Below are 24,325 nucleotides of genomic sequence, written 5' to 3' on the forward strand. Positions count from 1 at the left end.
AACGACTTTGCGTGAGTTTTCTCGGTACCCCTCCGCGTAGCGACACGCTCTCGGGCAATATCAGGATGTCTAAGGTGAGAGCTAGAGAAGCCGATAAAGTCCGATCATGGACCCGATCCGCAATCCGTACGCGCCAGGTGCCGGTCGACGTCCGCCTGAGCTTGCGGGCCGAACGGCAGAGCTCGCGGCGTTCGACGTCGTGCTCGAACGGATCGCGCGAGGTCGAGCCGAGCGCTCGATCGTGCTAACCGGACTCCGCGGGGTCGGCAAGACGGTTTTGCTGAACTCCCTCCGGTCCGCCGCCGTGCGCGCAGGCTGGGGAACGGGCAAACTCGAGGCCCGTCCCGATCAGAGCGTGCGGCGACCACTTGCGGCCGCATTGCATCTCGCCGTTCGCGAACTCGGCGGCACCGACGGCGAGAGCACCCGGCACGTGCTTGGCGTGCTGAAATCCTTCGCGCTCAAGGCGCCGACCGAAACCAAGCTGCGAGACCGGTGGCACCCGGGTATCGAGGCTCCCGCAGTGCCGGGACGGGCCGACTCGGGTGATATCGAGATCGACCTCGTCGAACTGTTCTCAGACGCGGCAGGACTCGCTGCCGACAATGGGCGCGGAATCGCGCTCTTCATCGACGAGATGCAGGACCTCAGCCCCGTCGATGTGTCAGCGTTGTGCGCGGCCTGCCACGAGCTGAGCCAAAACGGACTGCCCCTTGTCGTGGTGGGGGCCGGATTGCCACATCTGCCCGCAGTGCTCAGCGCGAGCAAGTCGTACAGCGAACGGCTTTTCTCCTACGCACGCATCGACCGTCTCGACCGCACTGCCGCCGACCAGGCGTTGCAGACGCCCGCGCGCGAAGAGGATGCCGAATTCACCGACGAAGCCCTCGAGGCGATGTACGCAGTCACAGCCGGTTACCCCTATTTCATCCAGGCTTACGGCAAGGCGGTTTGGGATGCGGCCCCGCGAAACCCAATCTCGGCTGCCGACGTCGAAGTCGCGAGCCCGGAGGCATCGGCAGAACTCGCGGTGGGATTCTTCGGCTCGCGCTACGAGCGAGCGACGCCGGCTGAACGGGAGTACCTGCGCGGCATGGCGGCCGCCGCCGAGGCTGAAAGCGCAGACAGCGGCGCAGCGGTCTCGACTGCCGCAGTGGCTGAGCTTCTTGGGCGCAAGCCCCAGTCGCTCTCGCCCGCGCGCGATGCGCTTATGAAGAAGGGCCTGATCTATTCGGCTGAACGAGGCAGCATCGCGTTCTCGGTGCCGCACTTCGGAGGCTACTTACGAGCGCAATCGACCGAGGCGCCTGCCTGAGAACGGCGCTCTGCGAAGAGCTTGGCCCCGGGGCCGCGACGACCGTACCGTGATGGGTGTCCGAATGAGAAGGCGGTGGTCGGGGTGCTCGAGGGAATGGTTCTGGTGCTGCTGAGCCTGATGGCGACGTTTGCATGCGTCGTGGGGCTCGGAATTCTCGGCATCTGGCTGACGGTCCGCCGGGTTCGCCGATCACGGATGTTCAACCGCGGGGCATTAATGGTCCGGGCCGCGACAGCGACCCATCGCCCAGGCCGCGAGATCGGTCGGCTGCGCGTCACGCTCTTCGATTCAGTCACGGCGACCGGTCGCGTACTGGCTGAGGTGGACGCTCCGCTCGTGTTGCGAAATCTGTCAACCGATCTCACCCGGACGGCGGCACTAACCGACCGACGGCTGGCCTTGCTGGCGGCCGAACCCAATCCCGACGTCGCTGCCGGCGTCCTCGGGCCATTGCGTTTCGCGGTCGCTGAGCTCAGTCGGTCGGCGGCCGAAGTACGCGGTACCGCATGGCAATTCGCCACCGAACTCGATGAGCCGCGGTTGCGTCGGCTCACTGACGAGGTTGCTGACCAGCTGTACGGGCTTCGTGCCGGCATAGCCGAGGTACAAGCGATCAGGATGCGTGCCGGCCTCTGAGCTGAGCGTCTCCAGAGGTTACGAAATAACCCTTTGGTGAATTTTTGCGGTCCGAATGGTCTCGGCATTATTTCGATTCTGAATTGAGGTCGCGAATCTCGCTCACGAGGCGTAGACCGAACTTGTGGCCATCACGTCCGCACCGTCCAGGACGGCAACGAGCAACCGGCAGCCTGCCGCCGCGCCGGCAACGACGCGCGCCGTTGTGCCAGTTACGACTCGTGCCGCCGACGCGTGGCGGGCACGACGAGCGGCCAAAGCTAACGCCGCTTCCGTCCGCGATCCGTTCATGGACGTGATCGTGCTGCTGTCGGTATTGATGTTTCTCGCGCTAGCCGCTGGCGTGGGTCTGCTCGCGTTGGCACCCACTCTCAACTGGCCGCGCTGACCCTTTTTCGCTTCGGGGATTGTTTCGACTTCTACCCGTTTGGCTGCCTGATTGGTGGACCGCGCAACTTCTTGGTGCCGGTACTGACAAGATGACCGCACCGGGAGCAACAGCCCCGGCCAGAATCTGACGCCAACGAAGTGAGTACCTGTGGTTCAGCCACCACCGCCGCCCTCAGGGCCACAGTCCTGGGGCCCGCCGCCATGGGAAAACGACCCGGGTGCCAACCCACCTCCTTACCAACAACCTCCTTACCAACAACCTCCTTACCAGCAACCTGCTTACCAACAAATCCAGTACCAGCAACCTCAGTACCAGCAGGGCGCCGGCTATCCAGGCATGCCCAGCGGGGGCGACTACTACTCGCAGTTCGCCCCCAAGCCCGGCTGCGTGCCGCTTCGGCCGTTGAACCTGAGCGACATCCTGGACGGCAGCTTCCGGGTCATCCGTCGCAATCCCCGCGCCACGCTCTTGCTGTCCGCGATCGTCGCCCTCATGCAGGCAACAGTGCTGGCGTTGGTGCAGATCTTCGCGTTCGGGCAGGTTTCCTCTGGCTTCGACAACACGGATCCGAACGGTGTCCAGGTCAACGTCGGCCAGGTGGCAGGCGGTGAGGGGACCGCGTTACTAGGCGCCTTGCTGGGCGCGCTCTTCGTAGCGGTCCTGGCCGGCATGCTGACCTTGGTCATCACCGAGGATGTCCTCGGCAACAAGTTGACGATCAGCGAGGTGTGGACGCGGATCAGACCTCGTCTGTTTCGTCTGGTGATGCTGTCGATCGTGGTTTCGATCGTCCCCAGCCTCGGCTTGATCCTCTGTTTCGCGCCCGGGATTTGGCTGTGGGGTATCTGGGCGGTCGCGGTACCCGCGCTCGTCGTCGAGGACGCCCGGGTCCGCCAAGCACTCGGGCGATCGAGGGCACTGGTGCGCGGGATGTTCTGGCGCGTCTTCGGCATTCGGCTGTTGGGCTTCGTAATAGCAGCATTTGTAGGTTTCTTCGTGCAGATTCCGTTTGTGCTGATCGCGGGGGCAGTCAGCGGCTTCACGCCGTTCGATGTCGACACCAGCACCGGACCTACGTCACTGCCGGCGTCCTACGTCCTCATCGCGGCGATCGGCACTTTCTTGTCGACCACGCTGACCTCGCCCATTCGTGCCGGCATCGATGCCTTGCTCTATGTCGACCTGCGAATGCGCAAAGAGGGTCTGGACATCGTCTTGCAGCAGCGAGTTGCCGGCATGACCGGCGGCGCGCTCGCTGCGGTACCGCCAATCCAGTATCAACCGCAATATCAGGCGCAATACCAACAACCGCAGTACCAACCGCCGCAGTACCAACCGCCGCAGTACCAACCGCCGCAGTACGAACCGCCGCAGCAGTATCAACCGCAGTACCAACCGCCGCAATATCAGGGGCCCGTCCCAGGCGTTCCCAGTCCGAAACCCGCGCCGGCTTCGCCGTACGGGCAGGATCCCAGCGAGCCCGGCTACGAATACGGGCGCTGGGACGGAAAGGAACGCTGACGGTGAGCGGGCCGATCGGCGCAGATGCTGCCCGGCGTGCCGCGGAAATCGAACTGCGCAAGGCCGAATACCATCGCGATGACCCGAGCGTGACCAGCCGTGCCATCGGGTGGATCGCTGATCGAATGGGCTTTGTTTTCGGAGGGTCGACCGCGGGAACTCTGACCTTGCTCCTACTCGTGCTGGTGACTACGGCCGTCATTCTGGCAGTCGTGAGAGCTTCGCGATTGCCACGCCGCAGGTGGGCGGCGAACGAAGATCGTGATCCGCTCCGCTCGTCCGTCGACGTCGACCATCGCCGGCTAGCCGAGCAACACGACGCTGCAGGACGGCTACGAGAGGCACAGCGCGAGTGGTTGCGAGCAACCGCGCAGATCGTTGAGGTCAGGGGCGTGCTTTTGCCGCGCCCGGGACGCACGGCCGTTGAACTGGCTCGCGAGGCGGGTGCGCTGCTTCCGACGGCAGCGGAAGGCCTAGCGCTGGCGGCGCGTGATTTCGACGAGGTCTGGTTCGGCAACCGGCATAGCACTGAGGCTGATGTGCGTGGCGCGCGCGCGGCATACGAAGCAGTTCGATCTGCGCGTATCGAGCGCCTTGTCCGGCCTCGGCCACTCGAAAGCTACGCGGTCCCGCAGTGAGCGTTGCTGCTGTCACGACCGCGTCGGCGTTGCCTCAACGTGCCTCCTCCCATCGCGTCCGGATCTGGCTGGCTGCCGCCGCGCTGGTGATCATCGGAGCCTTCGTCGTTGCGCTAACCCGGCCTGCGCCCGGAGTGCCGTTGGACCCGGCCTCGCCAAGCAAGTCAGGCAGTAAGGCGCTCGCGCAGTTACTGGATCATCGCGGCACCGAGGTCAACCGCGTCACCGCGCTTTCCGACGTTCCCACCGGCCAGACGGTAGTGGTGAGCTCGCCGGACGACTTCTCGGCCGAGCAGTTGCAATCGCTGATCAGTCGCGGCGACCGCCTTGTGCTGATCGCTCCGAGCAACGAGATCCTGCGAAACGTTGATCCTCGTCTCTTTGAGACTGACGTCGATTCCGAGGCGAGCACGGTTGCACCCGACTGCGCCGCGGTCGGTGCGGTAGCCGCCGGCCCAGTGCGCTTTCCTGCGGGGACGCAGGTTTATGGCGGCGTGCCGGGCTGCTACGGCGGGCGGGCCCTGCTCGACGAGATCGTCGTGCTCGGCTCACAGCACCTGATCCGCAACGACGGCTTGACCGAGCCTGGCGTGGCCGCGCTGGCGATCAACGCGATCTCGACTGATTCTGCCGGCACTTCGGTGCACGCTGTCGCATGGCTCATGCCAGGCGAGGATGCGGCCGGGAGTGGCGAGCCCACGGTTTGGTCGATCTTTCCGCCATGGACTGAGCGGGTGTTCGGCTGGTCGATCGTGGTCGGCGTCCTGCTCGTCCTGTGGCGCGGCCGCAGGATGGGGCCCGCCGTTACCGAGCCGCTGCCCGTGGTGGTCCGGGCTGCCGAGATCGTGGAGGGACACGGTCGCCTCTATTTGCGGGCAGGAGCCCGCGACCGCGCGGCGGCTGCGTTGCGTTTGGCCACAGTGGAACGCCTAACCGCTCGGTTGGGTCTGGGGCCGAGAGCGACACCCGCCGAACTGGCCGATCGGCTCGATCGCGACCGCGGAGTGCCGACCGCCGAGACCCTTAGGTTGTTGACGGGCCCGACACCGGTCGACGACGCGGCCCTGGTTGCGCTCGCGGGTGAGCTGGATCGACTCGAGGCAGCCACTCCGACTGCGCGCTCCGATGCTGATGACTCTTTCAAGTGACACTCGCCAGGACGAAGGATATTTTCTGTGACGCTGCCTGACCACCGCCCGACCGACGGCCTTCGGGCTGACCCGCGCGAGGCATTGGCCCGCGTCCGCAGCGAGGTGGCCAAGGCCGTGGTCGGTCAGGATCCGGCGGTTACCGGTGTCTTGATCGGGCTGTTGTGCCGAGGGCACGTGTTGATCGAGGGCGTGCCCGGCGTAGCGAAGACGCTTCTGGTTCGAGCGCTCGCGGCGGCAGTCGATTTGGACACCAAGCGCATCCAGTTCACGGCCGATCTGATGCCTGGCGACATCACCGGCTCGCTGGTCTACGACGCGGCAGCCGCGAACTTCACCTTCCGGCCAGGGCCGGTATTCACCAATTTGCTACTGGGCGACGAGATCAATCGCACCCCGCCGAAGACCCAATCTGCGCTGCTGGAGGCAATGGAGGAACGACAGGTGTCGGTCGAGGGAACCGCCCGCGCGCTCCCCGATCCCTTTTGCGTGATCGCCACGCAGAATCCGGTGGAATACGAAGGCACCTACCCGTTGCCCGAAGCACAGCTGGACCGGTTTCTGCTGAAGGTAACGATGCCGCTGCCTGATCGGGATACCGAGGTTCGGGTTTTGGCGGCTCACGCTGCCGGCTTTGATCCGCGCGACCTGACCGCGGCAGGCGTCCGGCCGGTCGCCTCGGCCGCTGACCTCAAAGCTGCCGCTAGGTCGGTGCGCGAAGTTCATGTCGCCCCGGAGATCCTCTCCTACATCGTGGAGCTGGCGCGCGGAACGCGGTTCGCGCCAGCGTCTGCGCTCGGGGTTTCGCCCCGGGGCGCGACGGCGTTGCTCGCCACGTCCCGCGCGTGGGCGTGGCTCTCGGGACGGGACTTTGTGACCCCAGACGATGTGCAGGCGTTGGCGCGCAGCACGTTCAGGCATCGCATATCGCTGCGGCCGGAGGCTGAAATCGAGGGCACCACCGTCGACCATGTTCTCGACTCCGTGCTGGCCGGCGTGCCGGCACCCCGCTGACGGTGACTAGCTGATGGTGCTTACTGGTCGGCTGGTTCTGCTTGCCGCGCTGGGCCTGGTTCTCGCGCCGATCGGAGTGGGCGCCTTGCTCGTATGGACGGTCGTGCTGGCTGGTCTGGTCGCATTCGATCTCACGCGCGCCGCTGCGATCACCCGGCTCGAATTTGCGCGCGATCCGACTCCTTCGCTTCGACTCGGCGCGGACGGCGAATCCCGGTTGCAGCTAGTCAATCTGGGATCCCGAATCTGGCGAGGACGAGTTCGTGATGCCTGGGTCCCCTCGGCTGATGCGGCGCCGCGGGAGCAACGTGTGTCGCTCGCCGTCGGCGAGGGCATGACGTTGGTGACCAGGCTGACCCCTAATCGGCGCGGCGAACGACGTGCGGTTCAGCTGACGGTGCGGTCCACCGGTCCGCTAGGTGTGGCCGCCCGTCAACGACGTCAAACCCTGCCCGGGAGCGTTCGGGTATTGCCGTCTTTCGCCTCACGCAAGTTCTTGCCGGAGAAGCTGGCGAGGTTGCGGCAGATCGAGGGTGCGGTGCTGATGCGCCAGCGCGGTCGCGGCTCTGAATTCGATTCGTTGCGCGAGTACGTGGCCGGCGACGATGTGCGCGCTATCGACTGGCGTGCCTCCGCACGGGCAACCGACGTCATGGTGCGAACATGGCGACCGGAGCGTGATCGTCACGTGGTCCTGGCGGTCGATACCGGACGTACTTCGGCAGCTCGGATCGGCGACGAGCCGCGGCTGGATGCGGCGCTTGACGCTTGCCTGTTGCTGGCGGCTGTGGCATCGCGCGCGGGAGATCGGGTAGCACTGGTCGCAGCGGACGTGGTAGTGCGAGCACGACTTGGCTCGGCTGGTGGCGCCGAGGTATTGCCGAAGCTGGTGGCCGCGTTGGCACCGCTCGAGCCGGCCCTCGTCGAGACGGATCCTCAGCTGCTGGCCGGTGAGGTGCTCAATCAGGTATCCAAGCGGTCCTTGGTGGTGCTTTTCGGTGCGCTCGATTCGGCTTCGGCGGAGTCGGGGCTGCTGCTGTCCGTCCGTCGGCTGTCGCTTCGGCATCAAGTCGTGGTCGCTTCGGTCGCCGATCCGCGACTGACTGAGCTGTCGGGAGCCCGAGCAAATTCAGCCGAGGTCTATACCGCGGCCGCTGCGGAACAAGCGCTGGCCGACCGGCGATCGGTGTCCGAGCAGCTGAAGCGCCTTGGCGCGCGGGTGGTCGATGCCTCGCCCGCCACGTTTGCCGCCGAGGTCACCGACGCTTATCTGGAATTGAAGGCCGCCGGGCAGCTCTAGGACCGCCGCCGGTTGCAACCGTTGGCGATATTGCCTTGTTAACGGGCCCCACGCGGCTGGTCTTGCGGGTCCGGGATGAGGACGGATCGTGATTCCTTCAGCAGCAGCCTGGTCGAAGCCGGGGGCCCCTCGATCGGCTCCGGGATCGCCTGCCACGGCCCAGCACCAACCTGATACTGCACCGACCACCGCGCCCGCGCCGTCACCACCACCACACCCCGACCCCGATACGTATGCCCGAAATACTCACCACACCGCCCACAATCCACCCCCGCCACCCACACCCGACCCGCATCCGGCGCCACCACCGACACCCCATCACCAAAAGACCACGACACCGCCGCCAACCCCACCCGCAACCCCACCCGCTGACCCAGCACCACCACCGGACCCACCCCCGGCGACCCCGACACCCGCAACCACAACAACACCGGCAACCCCACCAAACCCACCGGCTGCGGCGTCCCGATCGGCGCCACCGGCAACAACCGCCGCACCACCTGCGACACCACCCCCGCCGACACCACCACCCCCGACCCCGGGCCAGCCGCGCAATCCACCTCCGAAAACCCACCACTACCATTCACCGGATACGTCACCCGCACCCCCACATGCGAGCCCGCCGCCACCCCCAACCGCGCCGCCGAGGAACACACAAACAACGGATCATCACACCCCACCACCGACGACCCCCCACGCCACACCCGCGACACCTGCGCCGGCCCACAATCAAACGACACCACCCGCGGCACCACCCCCAACCCCACACCAGAACCCACCGCACCAGGCCGGGTCGCCGACCCATCCGACGACGCAGTCCCAGCCGAGGACCCGGCAATCGTCAGCTCAGCGTTGCCGCCTGCAACGATCACGCCAATTGGTTCGTCGGCCCACGCGGGAAACGCGAGGTGGAGGAATGCGATCGCTGCGCATGCCAGGATCACAGACATCCTCGAACGAATTTTCCTCATTTCTGGTTGACGATCCTGGCCGTGGTTGTGACCCTCCAACCCGAACCGACCCACGTCACAAAAATGCGCTGAGTAAAGCTGACGGCCGCTGCGCCTGCGCCTGTGACCTTGCCGCCGCGGTCAACGGTCACGACCCGCTCAGCGTCGATCGTCGTGTCCGTCGCCAACTGGCCATACTTCTTCGCTTCCGATTCTGAAACGGTCGCGATACGGCGAACAGCGATATGTCCACCCCTGAAATGCAGATCTCGCGCCCCGACATCGTCGAAGATCGCGAGCTGCTCACGGCATGGCTTGCATCCATCCGTTGAAACTCCTCGAAGGACTGAACCGTCACCCGTCGAATAACCCCAGTCGATGGCAGCCCAAAAGAACACCGCCGTTGCCTGGGCACCTCGCTGGGTGTGCTCCATCAGCCCAGCCGGCGGAACCGGCCGCGTCTGACCGGGCAACAAATTAGGACCCGTCGTCACCACACTCGCCGTAGGACCCGGACTGGCCACCACCCCCGGCGACGACGAACCCGACCCAACCGCCGAAGCAGACCCGGCAGAACTACCGACGACAGGCCCCGAACGACCACCCTGCGAACCCGAACCGCAACCCACCACGGCAACCGCCACGCACACAACCGCCACCACAAAACCAGCATTCAGACGCATCACGCGCCCAATCCTGCAGACACCAACCAACCACCGAGGCCGAACACAACAATCTGTGGATAACCCCCGCACGAACGCCTCGGGGACCGGAAACGCCCGCCAGTGGAACCCGGGGACTATGCCACCGGCAGGACGTCCTCGCGTTCGCCGAAGCGGAGATCGCCGGTCTCGCCAGCGGCGACCCCACGGCGTCCGAGCACGAAGATGTAGGCCAGAAACGCCAGCTCAGCGACGCCACCTAGGCCGATACGTGCCCAGGTAGGCAATCCGGACGGTGTCACAAAGGCCTCGAGTGAGCCCGCGACGATCAGTGCGCCAGCCACCCCGATGGCCACCACGCCAGTGATTCGTCCGGCCTCGGCAAGCGCGCGTGCGCGGGGTAGCTCACCCGGATCGATCCACGCCCAGCCTGTCTTCAGGCCGATGCCTCCGGCGATGAACACGCAGGTAAGTTCGAGCATCCCGTGCGGCAGGATCAGTCCGAAGAAGACACCGGCCTTGCCCGCGCCAAGCATCGCCCCGCCGGTGACGCCGAGGTTCAGCACGTTGGTGAACATCAGGTAGAGAGGTCCGACCACGGTCACTCCGAGGAACAGACAGAACGCCGTCACCAGGGCATTGTTCGTCCAGACCTGCGCAGCAAAAGACTGGGCCGGGTGCGCGCTGTAGTAGTCGGCGAAGTCATGATCCACAAGCTGCCGAATCCGATCGTCGGACAGCACCGTGCGGAGCTTCTCCGGATGGTCTCGGACGTAGACCATCATCACGGCCGCCAACCCGAGACTCGCCGCCGCCACGGCCACCCACCAGCGCCAAGCTCTATAGACCGCGACGGGAAAGTCGGTTGTGATTGCGCGTCCCAGCGCCGACCAACCGCTTACCGATGTGCCACCCACTGCCGCACCGCGCGCACGTGCCAGCAATCCAGACAGTCGGGCCGCGATTGCCGGGTCGGGGGCACGAGATTGAATGAGCGAAAGATGCGTCGCCGTCCGCCGGTAAAGGGCGATCAGCTCGTCCGCCTCGGCTCCGGTGAGCCTGCGTCGACTGGCAAGATCATCGAGTCGATTCCATTCGCCCGCGTGCGCAGCGATGAAGACGTCGACATCCACCCGAGCAGCTTAGGCGCGATCTCGCGTCGTTCGGCTCGACTGCCGCCGTGTGTGCGACAGACTGTCGGAGTGAGCGGGATGGTGTCAGGTGAAGCAGTCACCTTGGAGCTGCAACGAGCAGGCCTCGGGTCGCGGTTGGCCGCCTCGTTGCTCGACGCCGCCATCCAGCTGACAGCCCTGGTGATGCTCGCTCTGCTCGATGCGTTCGTTGGAGACGGCGATGACGCGACGGTGGCTGCAGTGCTCATCGTCGAGTTGGTTGCGGTGTTCGGTGGCTATCCGACCGTCTTCGAATGGCTGACGCACGGACGCACGCCGGGCAAGATGGCGCTGGGCTTGCGCGTCGTCCGTGACGACGGTGGCCCGATCGGATTTCGCCAGGCGTTCGTTCGTGGCATGTCCTCGTTACTCATCGAGAAACCGGGCCTGATCTTCCCGATCGGCACGGCGGCTGGGGCAGCTGTGCTCGCAATCAGCGAGTCGAACAAGCGCATCGGTGACTTCATGGCCGGGACGTTTGTGTTGAGCGAACGGGCCGGGGCGCCGAACACGCTGATCGATCCACGCTTCGGTGTTCCGTACGAGCTTCAGGGCTGGGCCAGCTCGCTTGATCTGAGCCGGGTCGATGACGGCTTGGCCTTCGGCGTTCGGCAGTTCGTGCAGCGCGCAAGCCAGATGTCGCCGGAGGCTCGAGACAACATCGGGGAGACATTCCGCATCCAAGTGCTCAGCGTCATCACTCCGCCGCCACCGTGGCCGCTACCGACACCCGTGCTGCTGATGACAGTTCTAGCCGAGCGCCGACGCCGCGCAGGCTTGGCCGACGGGATCGGAGGAGCCGCGCACTGGCCAACCCCTGCAACTACGCCGGCCGCTCCGGTGCCTCACCTATCCAGCAGCCAGCCAACCAACAGCCAACCACCGGCCGGGCCAACTTATGGTGGCGGCCCGTTCACGCCACCAAGCTGATCGCGGCGCCAAGCTGATCGCGGCGCGAAGCTGATTACGACCTGCGTCACTGCCAGGTCGGCATCCGAGCTGCTGGATATCTGAGGCCGAACGATCCGTTCGGCAAGATCTCGTGGACCCGAGCCAGGTCTGCCGCGTTGAGGGTCATCTCCAGCGAACCTAGATTCTCCTCAAGCCGCTTTGGGCTTCGGGTACCAGGAATCGGAACCACGTCGTCGCCCTGCGCGAGCAGCCAGGCGAGCGCCAGTTGCGCAATGGTGCCACCCTTGCTCGCAGCCAGTTCGGTGAGTTGCTCTAGAGCGTGGGCGTTCGCTTCGTAGTTTGCGCCCTGAAATCGCTCGTCGCGTCGGCGCATATCGCCCTCGGGGTACTCGTTGCCGGGCTTGACGGTAGCCGTGATCAGCCCCCGTCCGAGTGGCGAGTACGGGACGAAGCCAATTCCGAGTTCGCGAGTGGTGGGCAATATCGCCTCCTCGACGTCCCGCTCGAAGATCGAGTACTCGGTTTGCAGGACGGAGACCGGCTGGACGGAGTGCGCGCGCCGAATCGCGTCCGGACCGGCCTCGCTGAGCCCGAAATAGCGAACCTTGCCCTCGTCGATGAGGTCCTTGACGGCGCCGGCGACATCTTCCATCGGTACATCCGGGTCAACGCGGTGCTGGTACAAGACGTCGATCCGGTCAGTGTCTAGGTAGCGCAAACTGTTGTCGGCAACCTCGCGGATGTGGTCAGGCCTGCTGTCAACGCCGCTCGGACGGCTACCACTCAGGTCGAATCCGAACTTGGTCGCGATCACGATCTCGTCGCGAAAGCCCTTGACTGCGTTGCCCAACAGCTTCTCGTTCGAGCCTGTGCCCTGGCCGTAGAGCTCGGCTGTGTCGAAGAATGTGACTCCGAGTTCGTGCGCTCGATGGATCGTCGCGATGCTCTGCTCGTCATCGCTCGGGCCATAGGCCATCGTCATGCCCATGGTGCCCAGGCCTAGTGCGGAGGTTCGCAAACCCTGTTGGCCGAGATTTCGCTGCTGCACGCCTAGCTCCTCATCGCAGTGACGCCAGGGCGTCCGCCAGGGGCGCCAAGACGGCCGGACTGAGCGGCGGGCGCAGATACACGATGGCCAGGTCAAGGCCGACCTCGGCAAGGCCCGCGACTTCATCAATGGTCGCACCCAGGTCGCCTGCCGAGTCGAGACGAATGTGGCTCGAGAGCGTGATCTCCTTTGGATCACGACCGATATCACTGCAATGGGAGTAGAGGACGTCGCGTTTGTGCGCGAATTGCTCTGGAGTGCCCCCGCCGAAATTCCAGTGCTGGGCATAACGTGCTGCGGTCAAGAGCGTGCGCTTCTCACCGGCACCGCCGATGCAGATCGGCGGGTGAGGTTGCTGCGGACCCTTCGGCTCGTTACGCGCATTCGTCAGCTGGTAATACTTGCCGTCAAAATCGGTCGTCTCCTGCGACAACAAGCCGATCAGGACTTGGCACGCTTCTTCGAAGCGATCGCTGCGTTCACGCGGGCCGCCGAGCTCGAGGCCGTACGCCCCGGACTCTTCTTCGTTCCAACCTGCACCGATACCGAGTTCAAGACGCCCGTTGGAGATGATGTCGACCGTGGCGGCCATGTTCGCCAACACAGCGGGGTGGCGATAGTGGATGCCGGTGACCAAGGTGCCGAGGCGCAGTCTTTGCGTCGCTTGCGCCAGACCGGCCAGGGCCATCCACCCTTCCAGGCAGGGGCCGGCCGAATCGCCAACGATCGGGTAGAAGTGGTCGAACAGCCACCCTGACTCGAAGAGATCGATATCATCGGCCTCTTTCCACACCGCCAGAATGTCCGTCCACGTGGTGTTCTGATTGGCCGTTTTGAAGGCAAAGCGCATAGTTCGAATCTATCCCTTCCCGCCGCGTTGAAGGTTGCAGCGATGTTGATGAATGCTTAAGAGATGACTGGCTTTCATCATCGGCTTCACCAAGTCACGCCATCGGCGTTGTCCTCTCAGACCGCGCAGACGATGGGCATGCGCCGGGTCGAGGCGATTTCAGCCAAGACCGTCGGGTCGAACCAACTTTGGATGGGCCAGACGCACGTCGCGCCGGCGACCCGGTCGGCCAACCACCATCATGGGCAGTCCGAGACCGGTATCTACATCATCAGTGGCCATCCGGAGTTCGTCTTTCTCGACACCTCGAACCCCGGAGGCGGCAATGGAGACATCGAGACGAGACTTCGGACCAGCCCCGGTGACTACATCTACGTCCCGGCGTGGGTACCGCACCGCGAGGAGAATCCCGACCCGGACGTGGAGGCCGTCGTGGTGATCGCGCGGAACACCCAAGAGGCGATTGTCGTAAATCTCGACAGCCTGGAGTGGGTGGGCCCGGTCGGGATCGTCCGCTAAGGGCTCGCCTCAGGCGCGGGGCCAGCCTCGCTCGGCTTAATCCAGTTGACACAACAGACAGGTCTGTCTAGCCTTGATCAGGTCAGACAGACCTGTCTGTTACGCCCGCATCTGGAGCGCCAATGTCCGCCAGCACTGCCACCGAAGCCGCCGTTGTCCCAGCAATCCTCGACCAGAGGCCGGCTCTACCAGCGCGCGAGTCTTGGCGGCTTCCGAATTCGGTGGCCTTCTACTTGCAACTATCGATCGCGGTGGTCTTTCTCGCCGGCTCCAGCGCGCCAACGCCGCTGTACTCCGTCTACCAGGCTGAGTGGGGGTTCTCACCCATCACCGTCACCGTGGTCTTCGGCATCTACGCCCTCGCCGTCTTGTCTGCGCTGCTGACTGTCGGATCGCTCTCAGATCACATCGGCCGGCGGCCCGTACTGATTGCCGCGATCGTCGTCCAGGCCGCGGCCATGTTGATCTTCGCTTCCGCGGACGGCGTCACCGCCTTACTGCTCGCCCGCATCGTCCAGGGGCTGTCGACGGGAGCAGCCGTCGGAGCCATAGGCGCGGGTTTGCTCGACCTGCACAGGACGAGAGGGACGATCGCCAACGGTGTGGGACCGATCTTGGGGACGGCCACGGGTGCCATCGGCTCGGGCCTTCTGGTCCAGTACCTGCCGGCCCCCACCCACTTGGTCTACCTCGCCATCTTCAGCGTGATCGTGCTCCAGGGTCTCGGTGTGCTTCTTATGCGTGAGTCCTCCACGCGCAAGCCTGGCGCGATCGCCTCGCTGTGCCCGGAGTTCGCCCTACCTCCAGCAGTCCGTCGTCAGATGCTGCTCGCGGCACCGGTATTGGTGGCAGTCTGGTCTCTCGGCGGCCTTTATGGTTCTCTCGGCCCAACCCTCGTCCGACTCGTGGTCGGATCAAACGCCGTCGTGCTCGGTGGCTTGGCACTAGCCGTCCTCGCCTTCAGCGGCGCCGCCACGATTCTCGCGCTGCAGACGACTCAGCCCCGAACTGTCATGCTGCTGGGTACTTCCTCGTTGATAGTCGGTGTCGCCATCACGCTGGTCGCCATTTCGTCCAATTCGACCGTGGGATTCTTCGCCGGTACGGCCGTGGCAGGGGTTGGCTTCGGAGCCGGCTTTCAGGGTGCCTTGCGGACGGTCATGCCGCTTGCCGCACCGCACGAGCGGGCCGGCGTGTTGTCAACGATCTACGTGATCTCCTATCTGGCACTGGGTTTGCCTGCCGTCATCGCGGGGTTCCTCGTCGTGCACGGCGGAGGCGTCCGGACGACCGCGCGCGAGTACGGTGTCGCGGTGATGGTGCTGGCGACGTTGGCATTGCTCGGTTCGCTCCGCTCATTCCGGCCCGCCCGCGACCAGGCTTCGGCCAGCTAACGGTGAGGGGCGCAGAACCGAGAGATACTTCCATCGTGCAGTGCAACTCGATGACGACCCTAGTTGGAACCGTGCAGAAGGGACGATGATGTTAGAGAACTCCAAGGCATTCAGCGGCTTCTCGGTGAACGACGTACCCAAGGCTCGGCAGTTTTACGGCGAGACACTCGGCCTACGGGTCTCTGAGCAGAACGGCATGCTCGAGTTACACCTCGCGGGCGACCGCGACACCCTCGTTTACCCCAAGCCAGATCACGTGCCCGCGACGTTCACCATCCTCAACTTTCCAGTCGAAGACATCGAGAGTGCCGTCGATGAACTCACTGCCCGCGGCGTGCAGTTCGAGCACTATGAATGGGTGGACGAGCGGGGGATCAACCGGCAGGGCGGCCCGCTCATTGCTTGGTTCAAGGATCCGGCCGGCAACGTGCTATCGGTAATCCAGCAGAACTGACGGCGAAGCGGGTAGGACGCGCCCGATCATCGCACGCGGAGCCGATCTCCGTTTATCGCGCACTCCAGGCCCGAGTTCAACCCGCGCGCGGAGCTGGTGCCGAGACACTCGGCGAGGATTACACGAAGGCTCAGCCGACGAACGCGGTTGGTGATGAACAGCGGTCGACGGCAACGCCCGCAAACCAGCAGCGTTGCTGGCCTCCTCACGGAAAGCCTGTACGGGCCCGTTCATTTGAGCGGGTGACGAGAATCGAACTCGCACTGTCAGCTTGGGAAGCTGATGTTCTGCCATTGAACTACACCCGCGAACTGAGCAATCGTAACCGAACGGGGCAAGCGAAAGCCCCGCCGGCTCATACCCGGCGGGGCTTGACTCCAATTAAAGGTCAAGGACGTGACGAGGCCGGTTACCGACACGCGAACTTTGACCATCAACCTGAGGCAGAGACCGGACATTTCAGTCACTCGACTGTGGTTTCGCCACACTCGTCCCACCTGTTGCGCGACACGCCGAGGCCGAAAAATCAGTTCGTCGAATTTCGCGGAAACCCTTGCGCACAAGGGCATTCGGGCAGTAGAAATTCACCTACGCACCCGGCAACGGGAGCGGGACCGGAAGGAAAACGAGGATTCAGGCAGCCAGGAAACTGGCCAGCACGAGCCCGTGACAGGGCGCGAGAATCTGACGGGCCGACCGCGAGATTCGGACGTGTCACCGCCGGATCAGCGAGGGCCCCGCCAACTCATACTTGGCGGGGCCCTTCGTTTGTAGAACCAACCTCGCGCTCAGTGTATTTCGCGCGCCAAACAGCGAAGCGTCCGGCTCCGTTTGCGGCGCCGACGCGTTCAGAGATTCGCGTTTAACGATCCGCGATGTCTCAGGCTCGCCAGTAGTTGTTCGCTGCCGCGATGGTCTGAAACTCGATGGCCACGACCTGGCTCGCCGCGATCAGGCTGTCTGGATTGGCTGCGTACTTCGGCCGGCCGGCGACGAGGACGTCCAAGTCCGTTTGAATGTTGTGAATCATGTGACGGGCCATAGTGATCGCGAGCGCTCGTCCTTCTTCAGGTGTCGGCGTGATCAGCGATCCTCCGGGCACAAGCACCAACTCTGCATCGGGCACGCGGTTCATGACGCCTCCGTCTTGCTCGCGGGAATTCCGGCCGGTTTCTCCCGCAGTCTCGGCCCGAACCGGTAACGCGTCAAGATCCGCTTCGCTAGAAGCGCCAGCGAGTGGCACCATTCGGCGCCGCCGTGGCGACCCCGACGACGGTATGGAAATCCAGCTCGTACAGGTGCCACGGCGGCGGGCCGGCACTCGGCGCGCTGAACGGAGCGGTGAACGCGTCGGCCTGGACCTCGACCGGCCAGCCCGACTCACGGTAGGCCGCGGCGACCTGCTCGAGCGTTGACGGGTGGGTCACCCGGGCCGCAGTGCCGTCAAGGACCAGGTCGATCGTCGGCAGGTGCGCGGACAGTGTGCACGCCGGGTTGGCGGCCAGATCTCGGGCTTTGCGGGCCTCGGGACTGCTGGTGAAGTAGAGGTGGCCGTCCTGCCATTGCGCACCGACGCCGGCCGAGTGCGGTGTGCCGTCGGGCCGACAGGTGCCCAGGAAATACGTGTGGTCGAGGCTCTGCCAGGTGGCGAGTGCGTCGCTCGCGCGGCTCCATTCGAGCGGAGCGTCGCCGTAACGATCGAGATTGGTGACTTCGGTGGGTTCAGGTTGGCTCATGCCCTCAACCCAGTCCATCGAGCGACCCGTGTCAACCCTCCACGACTTCGGAGACTGCCGGTCGAGGAGTGAGGACGAAAAGCAAGCCCTGCAGCCCACCAGCGGTATAGCGTGCAGCCTTGGACCCACCAGGAACCGACTCACACGAAACGTGTCGGTTCACAGGGGCCCGGTCAGGCGGCCAAATAGACGGCGGTGGCAATGGTTTTCTACGACGTCGTGGAACACGTTGGAATGGTGATCGACGGCGCTGGAGTCGTCGTCATCGTGATCGGCTCGGCGATCGCCTCAGCTCTTGCGATCAATCGGTTCCAACACGATGTCACCAACGTGTACACCCGCTACCGCCGCGAGCTCGGTCGCACGATCCTTCTCGGCCTGGAGTTGCTCGTGGCCGGAGACATCATCCGCACCGTGGCAGCCGAGCCGACCTTGACGAGCATCGGCGTCCTCGCCGGCATCGTTCTCATCCGCACCTTCCTCAGTTTCTCGTTGGAACTTGAAATCACGGGGCGATGGCCGTGGCAGAAGTCGCCCATCACATCGCCAGAGAGCGGGGGGTCGACAGGCGGCGACCCGAGCTAACTAACCCGAGGGCCCGTCAATGCGTAACCGGCATCGCCTGAGGACACCCCAGCTTCGCGATCGGGCCCTTGCCCGAGCTCATGAGGCCGTGTGATTCATCGAGGTCGAAAGGAACATTGACCACGATGTCGGCATCGGGGGCGTAGGTCCATTCAGCGAAGCCGCCGACGTCGAAAACGTACTTTCCGCGATAGGTCTTCGTAATCGGCTGTTCGAGGATCCAGCCGTACTCGTTGGGTTGCAGATCCGGGCCCGATGTCTGCCAGCTCTGGCCGGATTGCGTCGTGGTCGTCGTCTGGTTCTGCCGCGTGAACGTGCTCGTGACAGACGAGCTGAAGACGGCCTGAAAGAAATCATTGTTGCCGCCGAAATGAACGCTGACGCCTTCGGTTTCTCCGAGACTGTATGACTCGCCGGTCATTTTCGAGGTCGCGTACGTACTCGTAGCCGTATAGACCGTGCCTTTTACCGGCGTATCGGTGGAGAAATATTGAGACACACAAACCGGTGCGCCATGGCCGGCAATAGACTCTGCCGTCTGAGTGAAAATACACTGGTCACTCGACTGAATGGCGTCACATTTACCCATCGCATAAACCGCAGCGAGATCCGTCAATCGATCATTTATCGGCTGATTCTGGTTTCCGGTCTCGTCCGGAAACTTCCACAACTCGGCGTTGGAGCCGTCACAGGGCCACAGCGTCAGTGCGGTCGTGGCCGCCATCGCCACGTATCTGGTCGCTAAACATTGCTGGTCTTGATTGTTTCGTACGATGTAGGCCTGCTCGCCGTGGCTGTTGCGGTAGGGCTCGAGGTTCCACTGCTCCCACGTGTTGGAGCCATCGCAGGTGTGCGCTTCGATGAGGCGCGTCTGATACCAGCCGTCAAACCAGCCCGGCATCAGACAGTCGTTGGAATTCCGGATCTGGAACACGCCGTTCTTCACCATGTGCAGACTGAAGAGCTGGTTGTACGAGTTAGGCGACACGGCCGGCCCCGGCGTTCGAGAACTCATGGTGAAGACGTCGCCATGGCCCAGCCACCCAGTTGCCCGCTCCGCCAACGTGCCCCGATTGACCGGTGCGTCCGCGCTCTGCAAATAGCAGTTGTCCAACTCGCCATTCGCCGCATTCTGTGCACATAACCAACTCGAGTAAGTGTCGGTCGCGGGAATCTCCTGGGCGCCGCTATCCGGCGCCAAGCCTATGAACGCAACCAGTGCGCCCACAATTACCAATACAACGCGACTGCGTTTCATGCGAATGCTCCAGAAGACTAGGCAACCGATTACGTGTCAAATTACGCATCATTACCGTAGAGACGCCGCAATACGAATGTGGCCGAATTCATGACCGCAGTTCCAACACCTGACAAACTTTTCGTAACGGCGCGCTTACCGATTCGCGCCGCCCGACGCAGCGCAGGGGGCGTCCATCCCATTGCACCCCCTGCCGGTCACCGACCGCACATTCGGTAACCTCCGGCCATGCTGCTGAGCGATCGCGACATCCGCGCCGAGGTAACCGCCGAGCGGCTAAAGCTCGAACCGTGGGAGCCAGATCTCGTCCAGCCATCGTCCATCGACGTTCGGCTGGATCGGTTCTTTCGCGTCTTCAACAACTCCCAGTACACCCACATCGATCCAGCGCTACAGCAGGACGAGCTGACCTCGCTTGTAGAACCCGAAGGCGACGATCCGTTCGTGCTGCATCCGGGCGAATTCGTCCTCGGTTCCACGCTCGAAGTCGTGACGCTGCCCGACGACTTGGCGGGACGGCTCGAGGGCAAGTCCTCGCTCGGCCGCCTCGGGCTGCTCACCCACTCGACCGCGGGATTCATCGACCCAGGATTCTCCGGGCACATCACGCTCGAACTGTCGAACGTAGCCAACCTGCCAATCACCCTCTGGCCCGGCATGAAGATCGGCCAGCTCTGCCTCTTCCGGTTGTCGTCGGCTGCCGAACACCCATATGGCAGCGCGGTTTACGGCTCGCGCTACCAGGGCCAACGCGGGCCCACCCAGTCTCGGTCGTACCAGAACTTCAAACGCTGGCCAACCAAGTAAGCGTCGGCAAGCGAAGCGGCCAACAACTACCGGCTGCCCACGACGAGGGTCTCGCGCCACACGTCCGCCAAGGCGACATCGCCGCGCAGAGATATCTCGTCGTCCCCAGCACGGTTCCACGCCCAACGGTAGAGATCACTCGCAAGGCCGAACACGCTCAGGTCGCTGTCGTCACGAGCTCCCGGCATCGCGGCGTACGACCCAGCACTGTCACCGGCACGGACCGAGATCGTCCACGAGGCATTGGAGTCGAGCGGCGTCAAGGTCGCGGTGAACGCTCGCGGCACGTCCTTGGTCGAGATGCGGCCCGGCGCCATCGTCAACATCAGCTCATCGATACCGTCGGCTGCGAAATCGGCATCGAATTCCGTGACGCCCATCCCGGCAGCGAGCTCTGCGTCCACTCGGTGGATCGCGGTCTCATGCGCCATCCGTCGCGCCCAGAACATCTTCGGCACCTTGTCTCCGGCAAACGTCCACACGTCAAGGTCGTCGGGCGCCTCCCGAAGCGAGGACGTCAGTCCGGCGACGCCGGTCGCGAAGACCGCATAGACCTCGTCCGCCGTCGGCCGTTCGAACTCGAAGGCTGCCTGGTCACCGCCGCCCAGGATCAGCGTCGCCCAGTGATGCACCCGGGTCAGGTGCTGCATCAGAGCGAGCACCTGCCAGCGTGGGCAGGACGGAACAACCGCGTCTAACCCGGCGAACTGGGCAGCGCGCACGAACAGCGCAGCATCGCGCTCGAGTTGCTTGACGTACTCATCAGCGTCCATTTGTCGCCAAGGTTAGAGCAGTACAGCGAAAACCGCTTTAGCGGAGTTTGTACATCCAGCCATGCGGATCGGACGCCTGACCCGTTTGCAGGTCCAACAGGGCTTGCCGTAGGCGCATCGTGACAGGACCGGGCGTGCCGTCGCCAACCGTCCATTCGTGCGTCGCGCTTTTCACCTGACCGACCGGCGTGATGACGGCAGCGGTGCCGCAGGCGAAAACCTCCGTCAATTCGCCGCGGGCATTGCCCTCGCGCCAGTCGTCCGTCGAGATCAATCCTTCTTCGGTCCGGTAGCCGAGGTCGGTGGCCATGGTGAGCAACGAGTCACGCGTGATGCCCGGCAGCAGCGTGCCGCTCAACTTCGGTGTCACCAGCCGGGCGTCAGCGCCGCTGCCGTACACGAAGTACAGATTCATGCCGCCCATCTCTTCGACGTAACGGTGCTCGTGCGCATCGAGCCAGACGACCTGATCGCAGCCCTGCTCGGCCGCCTGAGCCTGCGCAACAAGTGACGCCGCGTAGTTGCCCGCGCACTTGGCCTCACCGGTACCGCCTGGGGCCGCCCGGGTGTATTCGGTCGAGAGCCACACGCTCACCGGCTGCACGCCGCGCGGAAAGTACGGCCCCGCCGGCGAGGCGATCAACAGGTACGAATAGGCGTTCGCGGGCCGCACGCCGAGGCCGACCTCGGTCGAGATCATGAATGGACGAAAGTACAGCGACGCATCGGCACCCTCGGGCACCCATTCGGCGTCGACGGCGGTCAGCGCAATCAGCGACTCGACGAACTTCTCCGTCGGAAGCTCAGCCATCGCCAGCCGCCTGGCCGAGCGCTGGAAACGAGCCGCGTTGGCCTCCGGACGGAAGGTCGCAATCGAGCCGTCGGGCTGACGGTAACCCTTCAGACCCTCGAAAATCAGCTGGCCGTAGTGCAGCGAGCTCGTCGCCGGGTCGACCGAAAGCGGACCGTACGGCAGTACCTCGCCGTCTGCCCAGCCACCGTCTACAGTCCAGTCCACCTTGACCATATGGTCGGTGAAGTACTTGCCGAAACCAGGGGCCGCGAGGATCGCGGCGCGGTCGGCGTCGGAGCGAGGATGAGTGCTTCGCTGCACGGAGAGGGCCATAGTTGGACATCCTAGTAAATTGTTTCAACTAATTATGCTCCGAGGTCTGCCTGCGCCGTCCTCATGGAACCGGTCGCTGAGATCGACCACTAATCTGGCCCCATGACGCTTCCCGAACACGTCGACGTCCTCATCGTCGGCGCCGGTTTCGGTGGTCTGGCCGCGGCCATTCAGCTCGACAAGAACGGGACGCGGGACTTTCTCGTGATCGACCGCGGTGCGGACGTAGGGGGCACCTGGCGGGACAACACCTACCCGGGCGCGACCTGCGATGTGCCCTCGCAGCTCTATTCGTTCTCGTTCGCGCTCAACCCCGACTGGACCCGGTCCTTTTCCTCGCAGCCAGAGATTCAGGACTATCTTCGCAACGTCGCCAGTTCGTCGGCCGTCCTCGACCGGTTCGAATTCGGTATCGCGCTCACGGCAGCGGCCTGGGATGTCGGCACAGGCAACTGGCAGCTGAGCACCACCGCCGGATCTCTCACCGCGCGCGTGCTGGTCGTCGCGGCCGGTGCGTTGTCCGAACCGAAGCTGCCCGATATCGCAGGTCTCGACGACTTCGGCGGCGAGATCTTCCACTCCGCCCGCTGGAACCATGACTTTGACCTTCGAGGCAAGCGAGTCGCCGTTATCGGCACCGGGGCTTCGGCGATCCAGATCGTGCCCGAACTGGCGAAGATCGCCGAGCGGGTCGATGTCTACCAGCGGACACCCCCGTGGATCATGCCGCGGCGCGACCGCGCGATCAGCCGCTGGGAGAAGCTCGCCTACCGCTACGTCCCGGGAGCGCAGCGACTCTCGCGCCAAGCCATCTACTGGGGACGAGAGGCACTCGTGCCGATCTTCACCGTCAAGCCCGGCCTGGGCAAGTACGTTCAGGGCGCAGCAATCAAGAACATCCATAGATCCATTGATGATCCAGCACTGCGTCGGCAACTCACCCCGAATTTCGCCCTCGGCTGCAAGCGCGTACTGATGTCCAACCACTGGTACCGCGCGCTGGCCAAGAGCAATGTCGACCTGATCACCGCTCCGATCGCGCGGATCACTACCGATTCGATCGAGACCGCGGACGGGCGGTCCGTCGCCGTCGACGCGATCGTTGTCGCTACCGGTTTCACACCGACCGAGATGCCGCTGGCGCCGCACATCACCGGCAAGGACGGTCAAAGCCTCTCGTCGCATTGGCGCGAGCACGGCATGCAGGCCTACAAAGGCGCGACCGTAGCCGGCTTTCCGAACCTGTTCTTCGTGGTCGGGCCAAACACCGGATTGGGCCATTCGTCAATGGTCTTCATGATCGAATCCCAGGTTGCCTATCTCGTCGATGCGATCCGAACCATGCGCCGGCACGCCGTGGCGAGCGTGGAAGTGGACGAAGGCCGCCTGGCCGAATACAACAAGAGTCTGCAGCGGCGAATGAAACGCACGGTGTGGAACGTCGGCGGCTGCCAGAGTTGGTACCTGGACGACCATGGCCGCAATGTCACGCTATGGCCGCGCACCACCATCACCTTCCGGGCAATCACCCGCAAGTTCGACCTCGACGCTTATCGCCGGGTGCCAAGGTCCTAGCTGGCAGGCCGATCCATCGGGACGTGGACGATGCCGTCCTCGAGAAAATCAGCACCGCTGCGAACGAACCCGAATCGGCCGTACCAGCCTTCCAGGCGAGCCTGCGCGTCCAACGTGATCGCGGTATCGGCTCCGACGATCTCCAGCGCCTCGCGCATCAGCAGGCTCGCCGTTCCGTTCGACCGGGCACGCTCAGCTGTCGCCACCCGCCCGATTCTGGCTCGGCCGTCGTTGTCGCGCAGGATTCTCAGCGTGGCGGTCACCGTGCCATCGTCCTCGGCCCATACCCACAACGCATCGGGTTCCAGGTCCCGCCCGTCCAATTCCGGATAGGCGCATTCCTGCTCGACGACGAACACGTCGACCCGTAGCCGCAGAATCGGGTAGGCGGCAGCAAGCGCGAGATCGGCGGGCCGCGCCGAGTGCAGTGTCGTCGTCACGATCCACAACGCTAGCCCGAACACAATCCTGACAATTCCTTGGCCGGGTACACACCCGAGCCGAGCAAGGTTCATACGCAGAGCCACCCGTCACGAAC

26 protein-coding genes and 1 tRNA gene are annotated in these 24,325 nt (G+C 64.2%); 15 read left to right on the forward strand and 12 right to left on the reverse strand.

What is annotated here, in order from left to right; genetic code table 11:
- The first annotated feature begins 106 nt into the window (after window positions 1-106).
- From ACSMXN_RS24160 to ACSMXN_RS24195, 8 genes are all read left to right on the forward strand, one after another.
- Window positions 107-1,315 carry an ATP-binding protein gene (locus ACSMXN_RS24160; protein WP_022915834.1) on the forward strand — a complete coding sequence of 403 codons (1,209 nt, stop codon included), beginning with the start codon at window positions 107-109 and terminating at the stop codon, window positions 1,313-1,315.
- A gap of 75 nt (window positions 1,316-1,390) precedes the next feature.
- The gene (locus ACSMXN_RS24165; protein ID WP_022915833.1) at window positions 1,391-1,954 is read left to right on the forward strand and encodes a hypothetical protein; all 564 of its coding nucleotides are present in this window, start codon (window positions 1,391-1,393) and stop codon (window positions 1,952-1,954) included.
- A gap of 124 nt (window positions 1,955-2,078) precedes the next feature.
- The gene (locus tag ACSMXN_RS24170; protein WP_022915832.1) at window positions 2,079-2,342 is read left to right on the forward strand and encodes a hypothetical protein; all 264 of its coding nucleotides are present in this window, start codon (window positions 2,079-2,081) and stop codon (window positions 2,340-2,342) included.
- Between the two features lie 150 nt (window positions 2,343-2,492).
- On the forward strand, window positions 2,493-3,866 hold the full coding sequence (locus ACSMXN_RS24175) for a hypothetical protein (protein ID WP_455407653.1): 1,374 nt from the start codon (window positions 2,493-2,495) through the stop codon (window positions 3,864-3,866).
- A 2-nt stretch (window positions 3,867-3,868) separates the two neighbouring features.
- Window positions 3,869-4,504: a DUF4129 domain-containing protein gene (locus ACSMXN_RS24180; protein ID WP_022916105.1), complete on the forward strand. Its 636-nt coding sequence runs from the start codon at window positions 3,869-3,871 to the stop codon at window positions 4,502-4,504.
- Window positions 4,501-5,652 carry a DUF4350 domain-containing protein gene (locus ACSMXN_RS24185; RefSeq protein WP_022916104.1) on the forward strand — a complete coding sequence of 384 codons (1,152 nt, stop codon included), beginning with the start codon at window positions 4,501-4,503 and terminating at the stop codon, window positions 5,650-5,652. The genes ACSMXN_RS24180 and ACSMXN_RS24185 overlap by 4 nt, the downstream gene beginning before the upstream one ends.
- Window positions 5,653-5,670: 18 nt before the next feature.
- Complete coding sequence (locus tag ACSMXN_RS24190; RefSeq protein ID WP_027140094.1) at window positions 5,671-6,666, forward strand: AAA family ATPase; 996 nt, start codon at window positions 5,671-5,673, stop codon at window positions 6,664-6,666.
- 13 nt (window positions 6,667-6,679) lie between these two features.
- Window positions 6,680-7,966: a DUF58 domain-containing protein gene (locus tag ACSMXN_RS24195; RefSeq protein WP_022916102.1), complete on the forward strand. Its 1,287-nt coding sequence runs from the start codon at window positions 6,680-6,682 to the stop codon at window positions 7,964-7,966.
- Between the two features lie 38 nt (window positions 7,967-8,004).
- Here the strand turns inward: ACSMXN_RS24195 and ACSMXN_RS24200 are convergent, their stop codons facing one another.
- The 3 genes from ACSMXN_RS24200 to ACSMXN_RS24210 form a co-directional block, all read right to left on the reverse strand.
- Window positions 8,005-8,916 (reverse strand): hypothetical protein, encoded by a 912-nt coding sequence (locus tag ACSMXN_RS24200; protein ID WP_455407654.1) that lies wholly within the window; start codon window positions 8,914-8,916, stop codon window positions 8,005-8,007.
- Between the two features lie 17 nt (window positions 8,917-8,933).
- Window positions 8,934-9,599, reverse strand: coding sequence for a DUF6318 family protein (locus ACSMXN_RS24205; RefSeq protein WP_455407795.1), 666 nt, complete (start codon window positions 9,597-9,599; stop codon window positions 8,934-8,936).
- 116 nt (window positions 9,600-9,715) lie between these two features.
- Complete coding sequence (locus tag ACSMXN_RS24210) at window positions 9,716-10,711, reverse strand: stage II sporulation protein M (RefSeq protein ID WP_022915615.1); 996 nt, start codon at window positions 10,709-10,711, stop codon at window positions 9,716-9,718.
- Window positions 10,712-10,789: 78 nt separating this feature from the next.
- Between ACSMXN_RS24210 and ACSMXN_RS24215 the strand changes: the two genes are divergently transcribed.
- On the forward strand, window positions 10,790-11,680 hold the full coding sequence (locus ACSMXN_RS24215) for an RDD family protein (protein ID WP_155958569.1): 891 nt from the start codon (window positions 10,790-10,792) through the stop codon (window positions 11,678-11,680).
- 46 nt (window positions 11,681-11,726) lie between these two features.
- On the opposite strand, the gene ACSMXN_RS24220 is transcribed toward ACSMXN_RS24215, so the two are convergent.
- A complete protein-coding gene (locus tag ACSMXN_RS24220) occupies window positions 11,727-12,710 on the reverse strand; it encodes an aldo/keto reductase (protein WP_022915613.1) in 984 nt (327 codons plus the stop codon).
- A gap of 10 nt (window positions 12,711-12,720) precedes the next feature.
- Window positions 12,721-13,560 carry an LLM class F420-dependent oxidoreductase gene (locus ACSMXN_RS24225; RefSeq protein WP_022915612.1) on the reverse strand — a complete coding sequence of 280 codons (840 nt, stop codon included), beginning with the start codon at window positions 13,558-13,560 and terminating at the stop codon, window positions 12,721-12,723.
- 63 nt (window positions 13,561-13,623) lie between these two features.
- On the opposite strand from ACSMXN_RS24225, the gene ACSMXN_RS24230 reads away from it, so the two are divergent.
- The 3 genes from ACSMXN_RS24230 to ACSMXN_RS24240 all read left to right on the forward strand — a co-directional run bounded on the left by ACSMXN_RS24230 (window position 13,624) and on the right by ACSMXN_RS24240 (window position 15,927).
- Entirely contained in the window at window positions 13,624-14,079 is a 456-nt protein-coding gene (locus tag ACSMXN_RS24230; protein ID WP_027140005.1) for a cupin domain-containing protein, read from the forward strand.
- A gap of 122 nt (window positions 14,080-14,201) precedes the next feature.
- Window positions 14,202-15,473 carry an MFS transporter gene (locus ACSMXN_RS24235; protein ID WP_022915611.1) on the forward strand — a complete coding sequence of 424 codons (1,272 nt, stop codon included), beginning with the start codon at window positions 14,202-14,204 and terminating at the stop codon, window positions 15,471-15,473.
- 88 nt (window positions 15,474-15,561) lie between these two features.
- Window positions 15,562-15,927 carry a VOC family protein gene (locus ACSMXN_RS24240; RefSeq protein WP_027140004.1) on the forward strand — a complete coding sequence of 122 codons (366 nt, stop codon included), beginning with the start codon at window positions 15,562-15,564 and terminating at the stop codon, window positions 15,925-15,927.
- Window positions 15,928-16,164: 237 nt separating this feature from the next.
- Here ACSMXN_RS24240 and ACSMXN_RS24245 read toward each other — a convergent pair.
- The 3 genes from ACSMXN_RS24245 to ACSMXN_RS24255 form a co-directional block, all read right to left on the reverse strand.
- A tRNA-Gly gene (locus ACSMXN_RS24245) sits at window positions 16,165-16,235 on the reverse strand.
- Between the two features lie 572 nt (window positions 16,236-16,807).
- Window positions 16,808-17,062, reverse strand: coding sequence for a hexameric tyrosine-coordinated heme protein (locus ACSMXN_RS24250; RefSeq protein WP_035944829.1), 255 nt, complete (start codon window positions 17,060-17,062; stop codon window positions 16,808-16,810).
- 85 nt (window positions 17,063-17,147) lie between these two features.
- Window positions 17,148-17,663, reverse strand: a complete 516-nt coding sequence (locus ACSMXN_RS24255) for a pyridoxamine 5'-phosphate oxidase family protein (RefSeq protein ID WP_027140002.1) — start codon at window positions 17,661-17,663, stop codon at window positions 17,148-17,150.
- Between the two features lie 201 nt (window positions 17,664-17,864).
- On the opposite strand from ACSMXN_RS24255, the gene ACSMXN_RS24260 reads away from it, so the two are divergent.
- Window positions 17,865-18,248 carry a DUF1622 domain-containing protein gene (locus ACSMXN_RS24260; RefSeq protein ID WP_022915607.1) on the forward strand — a complete coding sequence of 128 codons (384 nt, stop codon included), beginning with the start codon at window positions 17,865-17,867 and terminating at the stop codon, window positions 18,246-18,248.
- 16 nt (window positions 18,249-18,264) lie between these two features.
- On the opposite strand, the gene ACSMXN_RS24265 is transcribed toward ACSMXN_RS24260, so the two are convergent.
- Window positions 18,265-19,506: an RICIN domain-containing protein gene (locus ACSMXN_RS24265; RefSeq protein ID WP_022915606.1), complete on the reverse strand. Its 1,242-nt coding sequence runs from the start codon at window positions 19,504-19,506 to the stop codon at window positions 18,265-18,267.
- A 228-nt stretch (window positions 19,507-19,734) separates the two neighbouring features.
- On the opposite strand from ACSMXN_RS24265, the gene dcd reads away from it, so the two are divergent.
- On the forward strand, window positions 19,735-20,313 hold the full coding sequence (gene dcd / locus ACSMXN_RS24270) for a dCTP deaminase (protein WP_022915605.1): 579 nt from the start codon (window positions 19,735-19,737) through the stop codon (window positions 20,311-20,313).
- 26 nt (window positions 20,314-20,339) lie between these two features.
- Here the strand turns inward: dcd and ACSMXN_RS24275 are convergent, their stop codons facing one another.
- On the reverse strand, window positions 20,340-21,086 hold the full coding sequence (locus ACSMXN_RS24275; RefSeq protein WP_022915604.1) for a maleylpyruvate isomerase family mycothiol-dependent enzyme: 747 nt from the start codon (window positions 21,084-21,086) through the stop codon (window positions 20,340-20,342).
- A 37-nt stretch (window positions 21,087-21,123) separates the two neighbouring features.
- Window positions 21,124-22,212: a branched-chain amino acid aminotransferase gene (locus tag ACSMXN_RS24280; protein WP_022915603.1), complete on the reverse strand. Its 1,089-nt coding sequence runs from the start codon at window positions 22,210-22,212 to the stop codon at window positions 21,124-21,126.
- 102 nt (window positions 22,213-22,314) lie between these two features.
- On the opposite strand from ACSMXN_RS24280, the gene ACSMXN_RS24285 reads away from it, so the two are divergent.
- Window positions 22,315-23,787, forward strand: a complete 1,473-nt coding sequence (locus tag ACSMXN_RS24285; RefSeq protein ID WP_022915602.1) for a flavin-containing monooxygenase — start codon at window positions 22,315-22,317, stop codon at window positions 23,785-23,787.
- On the opposite strand, the gene ACSMXN_RS24290 is transcribed toward ACSMXN_RS24285, so the two are convergent.
- Complete coding sequence (locus tag ACSMXN_RS24290; protein ID WP_027140001.1) at window positions 23,784-24,227, reverse strand: GNAT family N-acetyltransferase; 444 nt, start codon at window positions 24,225-24,227, stop codon at window positions 23,784-23,786. The two genes, ACSMXN_RS24285 and ACSMXN_RS24290, sit on opposite strands and share 4 nt — an antisense overlap.
- Window positions 24,228-24,325: the final 98 nt, after the last annotated feature.

It is taken from the genome of Parajatrophihabitans canadensis (assembly GCF_053764775.1).

What these genes read in the sequence shown, in the direction of transcription:
- ACSMXN_RS24265 (WP_022915606.1), bottom strand. Translation starts at nt 19,506, where the DNA reads ATGAAACGCAGTCGCGTTGTATTGGTAATTGTGGGCGCACTGGTTGCG.
- dcd (WP_022915605.1), top strand. Translation starts at nt 19,735, where the DNA reads ATGCTGCTGAGCGATCGCGACATCCGCGCCGAGGTAACCGCCGAGCGG.
- ACSMXN_RS24280 (WP_022915603.1), bottom strand. Translation starts at nt 22,212, where the DNA reads ATGGCCCTCTCCGTGCAGCGAAGCACTCATCCTCGCTCCGACGCCGAC.
- ACSMXN_RS24205 (WP_455407795.1), bottom strand. Translation starts at nt 9,599, where the DNA reads ATGCGTCTGAATGCTGGTTTTGTGGTGGCGGTTGTGTGCGTGGCGGTT.
- ACSMXN_RS24230 (WP_027140005.1), top strand. Translation starts at nt 13,624, where the DNA reads ATGACTGGCTTTCATCATCGGCTTCACCAAGTCACGCCATCGGCGTTG.
- ACSMXN_RS24235 (WP_022915611.1), top strand. Translation starts at nt 14,202, where the DNA reads ATGTCCGCCAGCACTGCCACCGAAGCCGCCGTTGTCCCAGCAATCCTC.
- ACSMXN_RS24225 (WP_022915612.1), bottom strand. Translation starts at nt 13,560, where the DNA reads ATGCGCTTTGCCTTCAAAACGGCCAATCAGAACACCACGTGGACGGAC.
- ACSMXN_RS24285 (WP_022915602.1), top strand. Translation starts at nt 22,315, where the DNA reads ATGACGCTTCCCGAACACGTCGACGTCCTCATCGTCGGCGCCGGTTTC.
- ACSMXN_RS24160 (WP_022915834.1), top strand. Translation starts at nt 107, where the DNA reads ATGGACCCGATCCGCAATCCGTACGCGCCAGGTGCCGGTCGACGTCCG.
- ACSMXN_RS24240 (WP_027140004.1), top strand. Translation starts at nt 15,562, where the DNA reads ATGTTAGAGAACTCCAAGGCATTCAGCGGCTTCTCGGTGAACGACGTA.
- ACSMXN_RS24250 (WP_035944829.1), bottom strand. Translation starts at nt 17,062, where the DNA reads ATGAACCGCGTGCCCGATGCAGAGTTGGTGCTTGTGCCCGGAGGATCG.
- ACSMXN_RS24215 (WP_155958569.1), top strand. Translation starts at nt 10,790, where the DNA reads ATGGTGTCAGGTGAAGCAGTCACCTTGGAGCTGCAACGAGCAGGCCTC.
- ACSMXN_RS24200 (WP_455407654.1), bottom strand. Translation starts at nt 8,916, where the DNA reads ATGTCTGTGATCCTGGCATGCGCAGCGATCGCATTCCTCCACCTCGCG.
- ACSMXN_RS24195 (WP_022916102.1), top strand. Translation starts at nt 6,680, where the DNA reads ATGGTGCTTACTGGTCGGCTGGTTCTGCTTGCCGCGCTGGGCCTGGTT.
- ACSMXN_RS24260 (WP_022915607.1), top strand. Translation starts at nt 17,865, where the DNA reads ATGGTTTTCTACGACGTCGTGGAACACGTTGGAATGGTGATCGACGGC.
- ACSMXN_RS24255 (WP_027140002.1), bottom strand. Translation starts at nt 17,663, where the DNA reads ATGAGCCAACCTGAACCCACCGAAGTCACCAATCTCGATCGTTACGGC.
- ACSMXN_RS24275 (WP_022915604.1), bottom strand. Translation starts at nt 21,086, where the DNA reads ATGGACGCTGATGAGTACGTCAAGCAACTCGAGCGCGATGCTGCGCTG.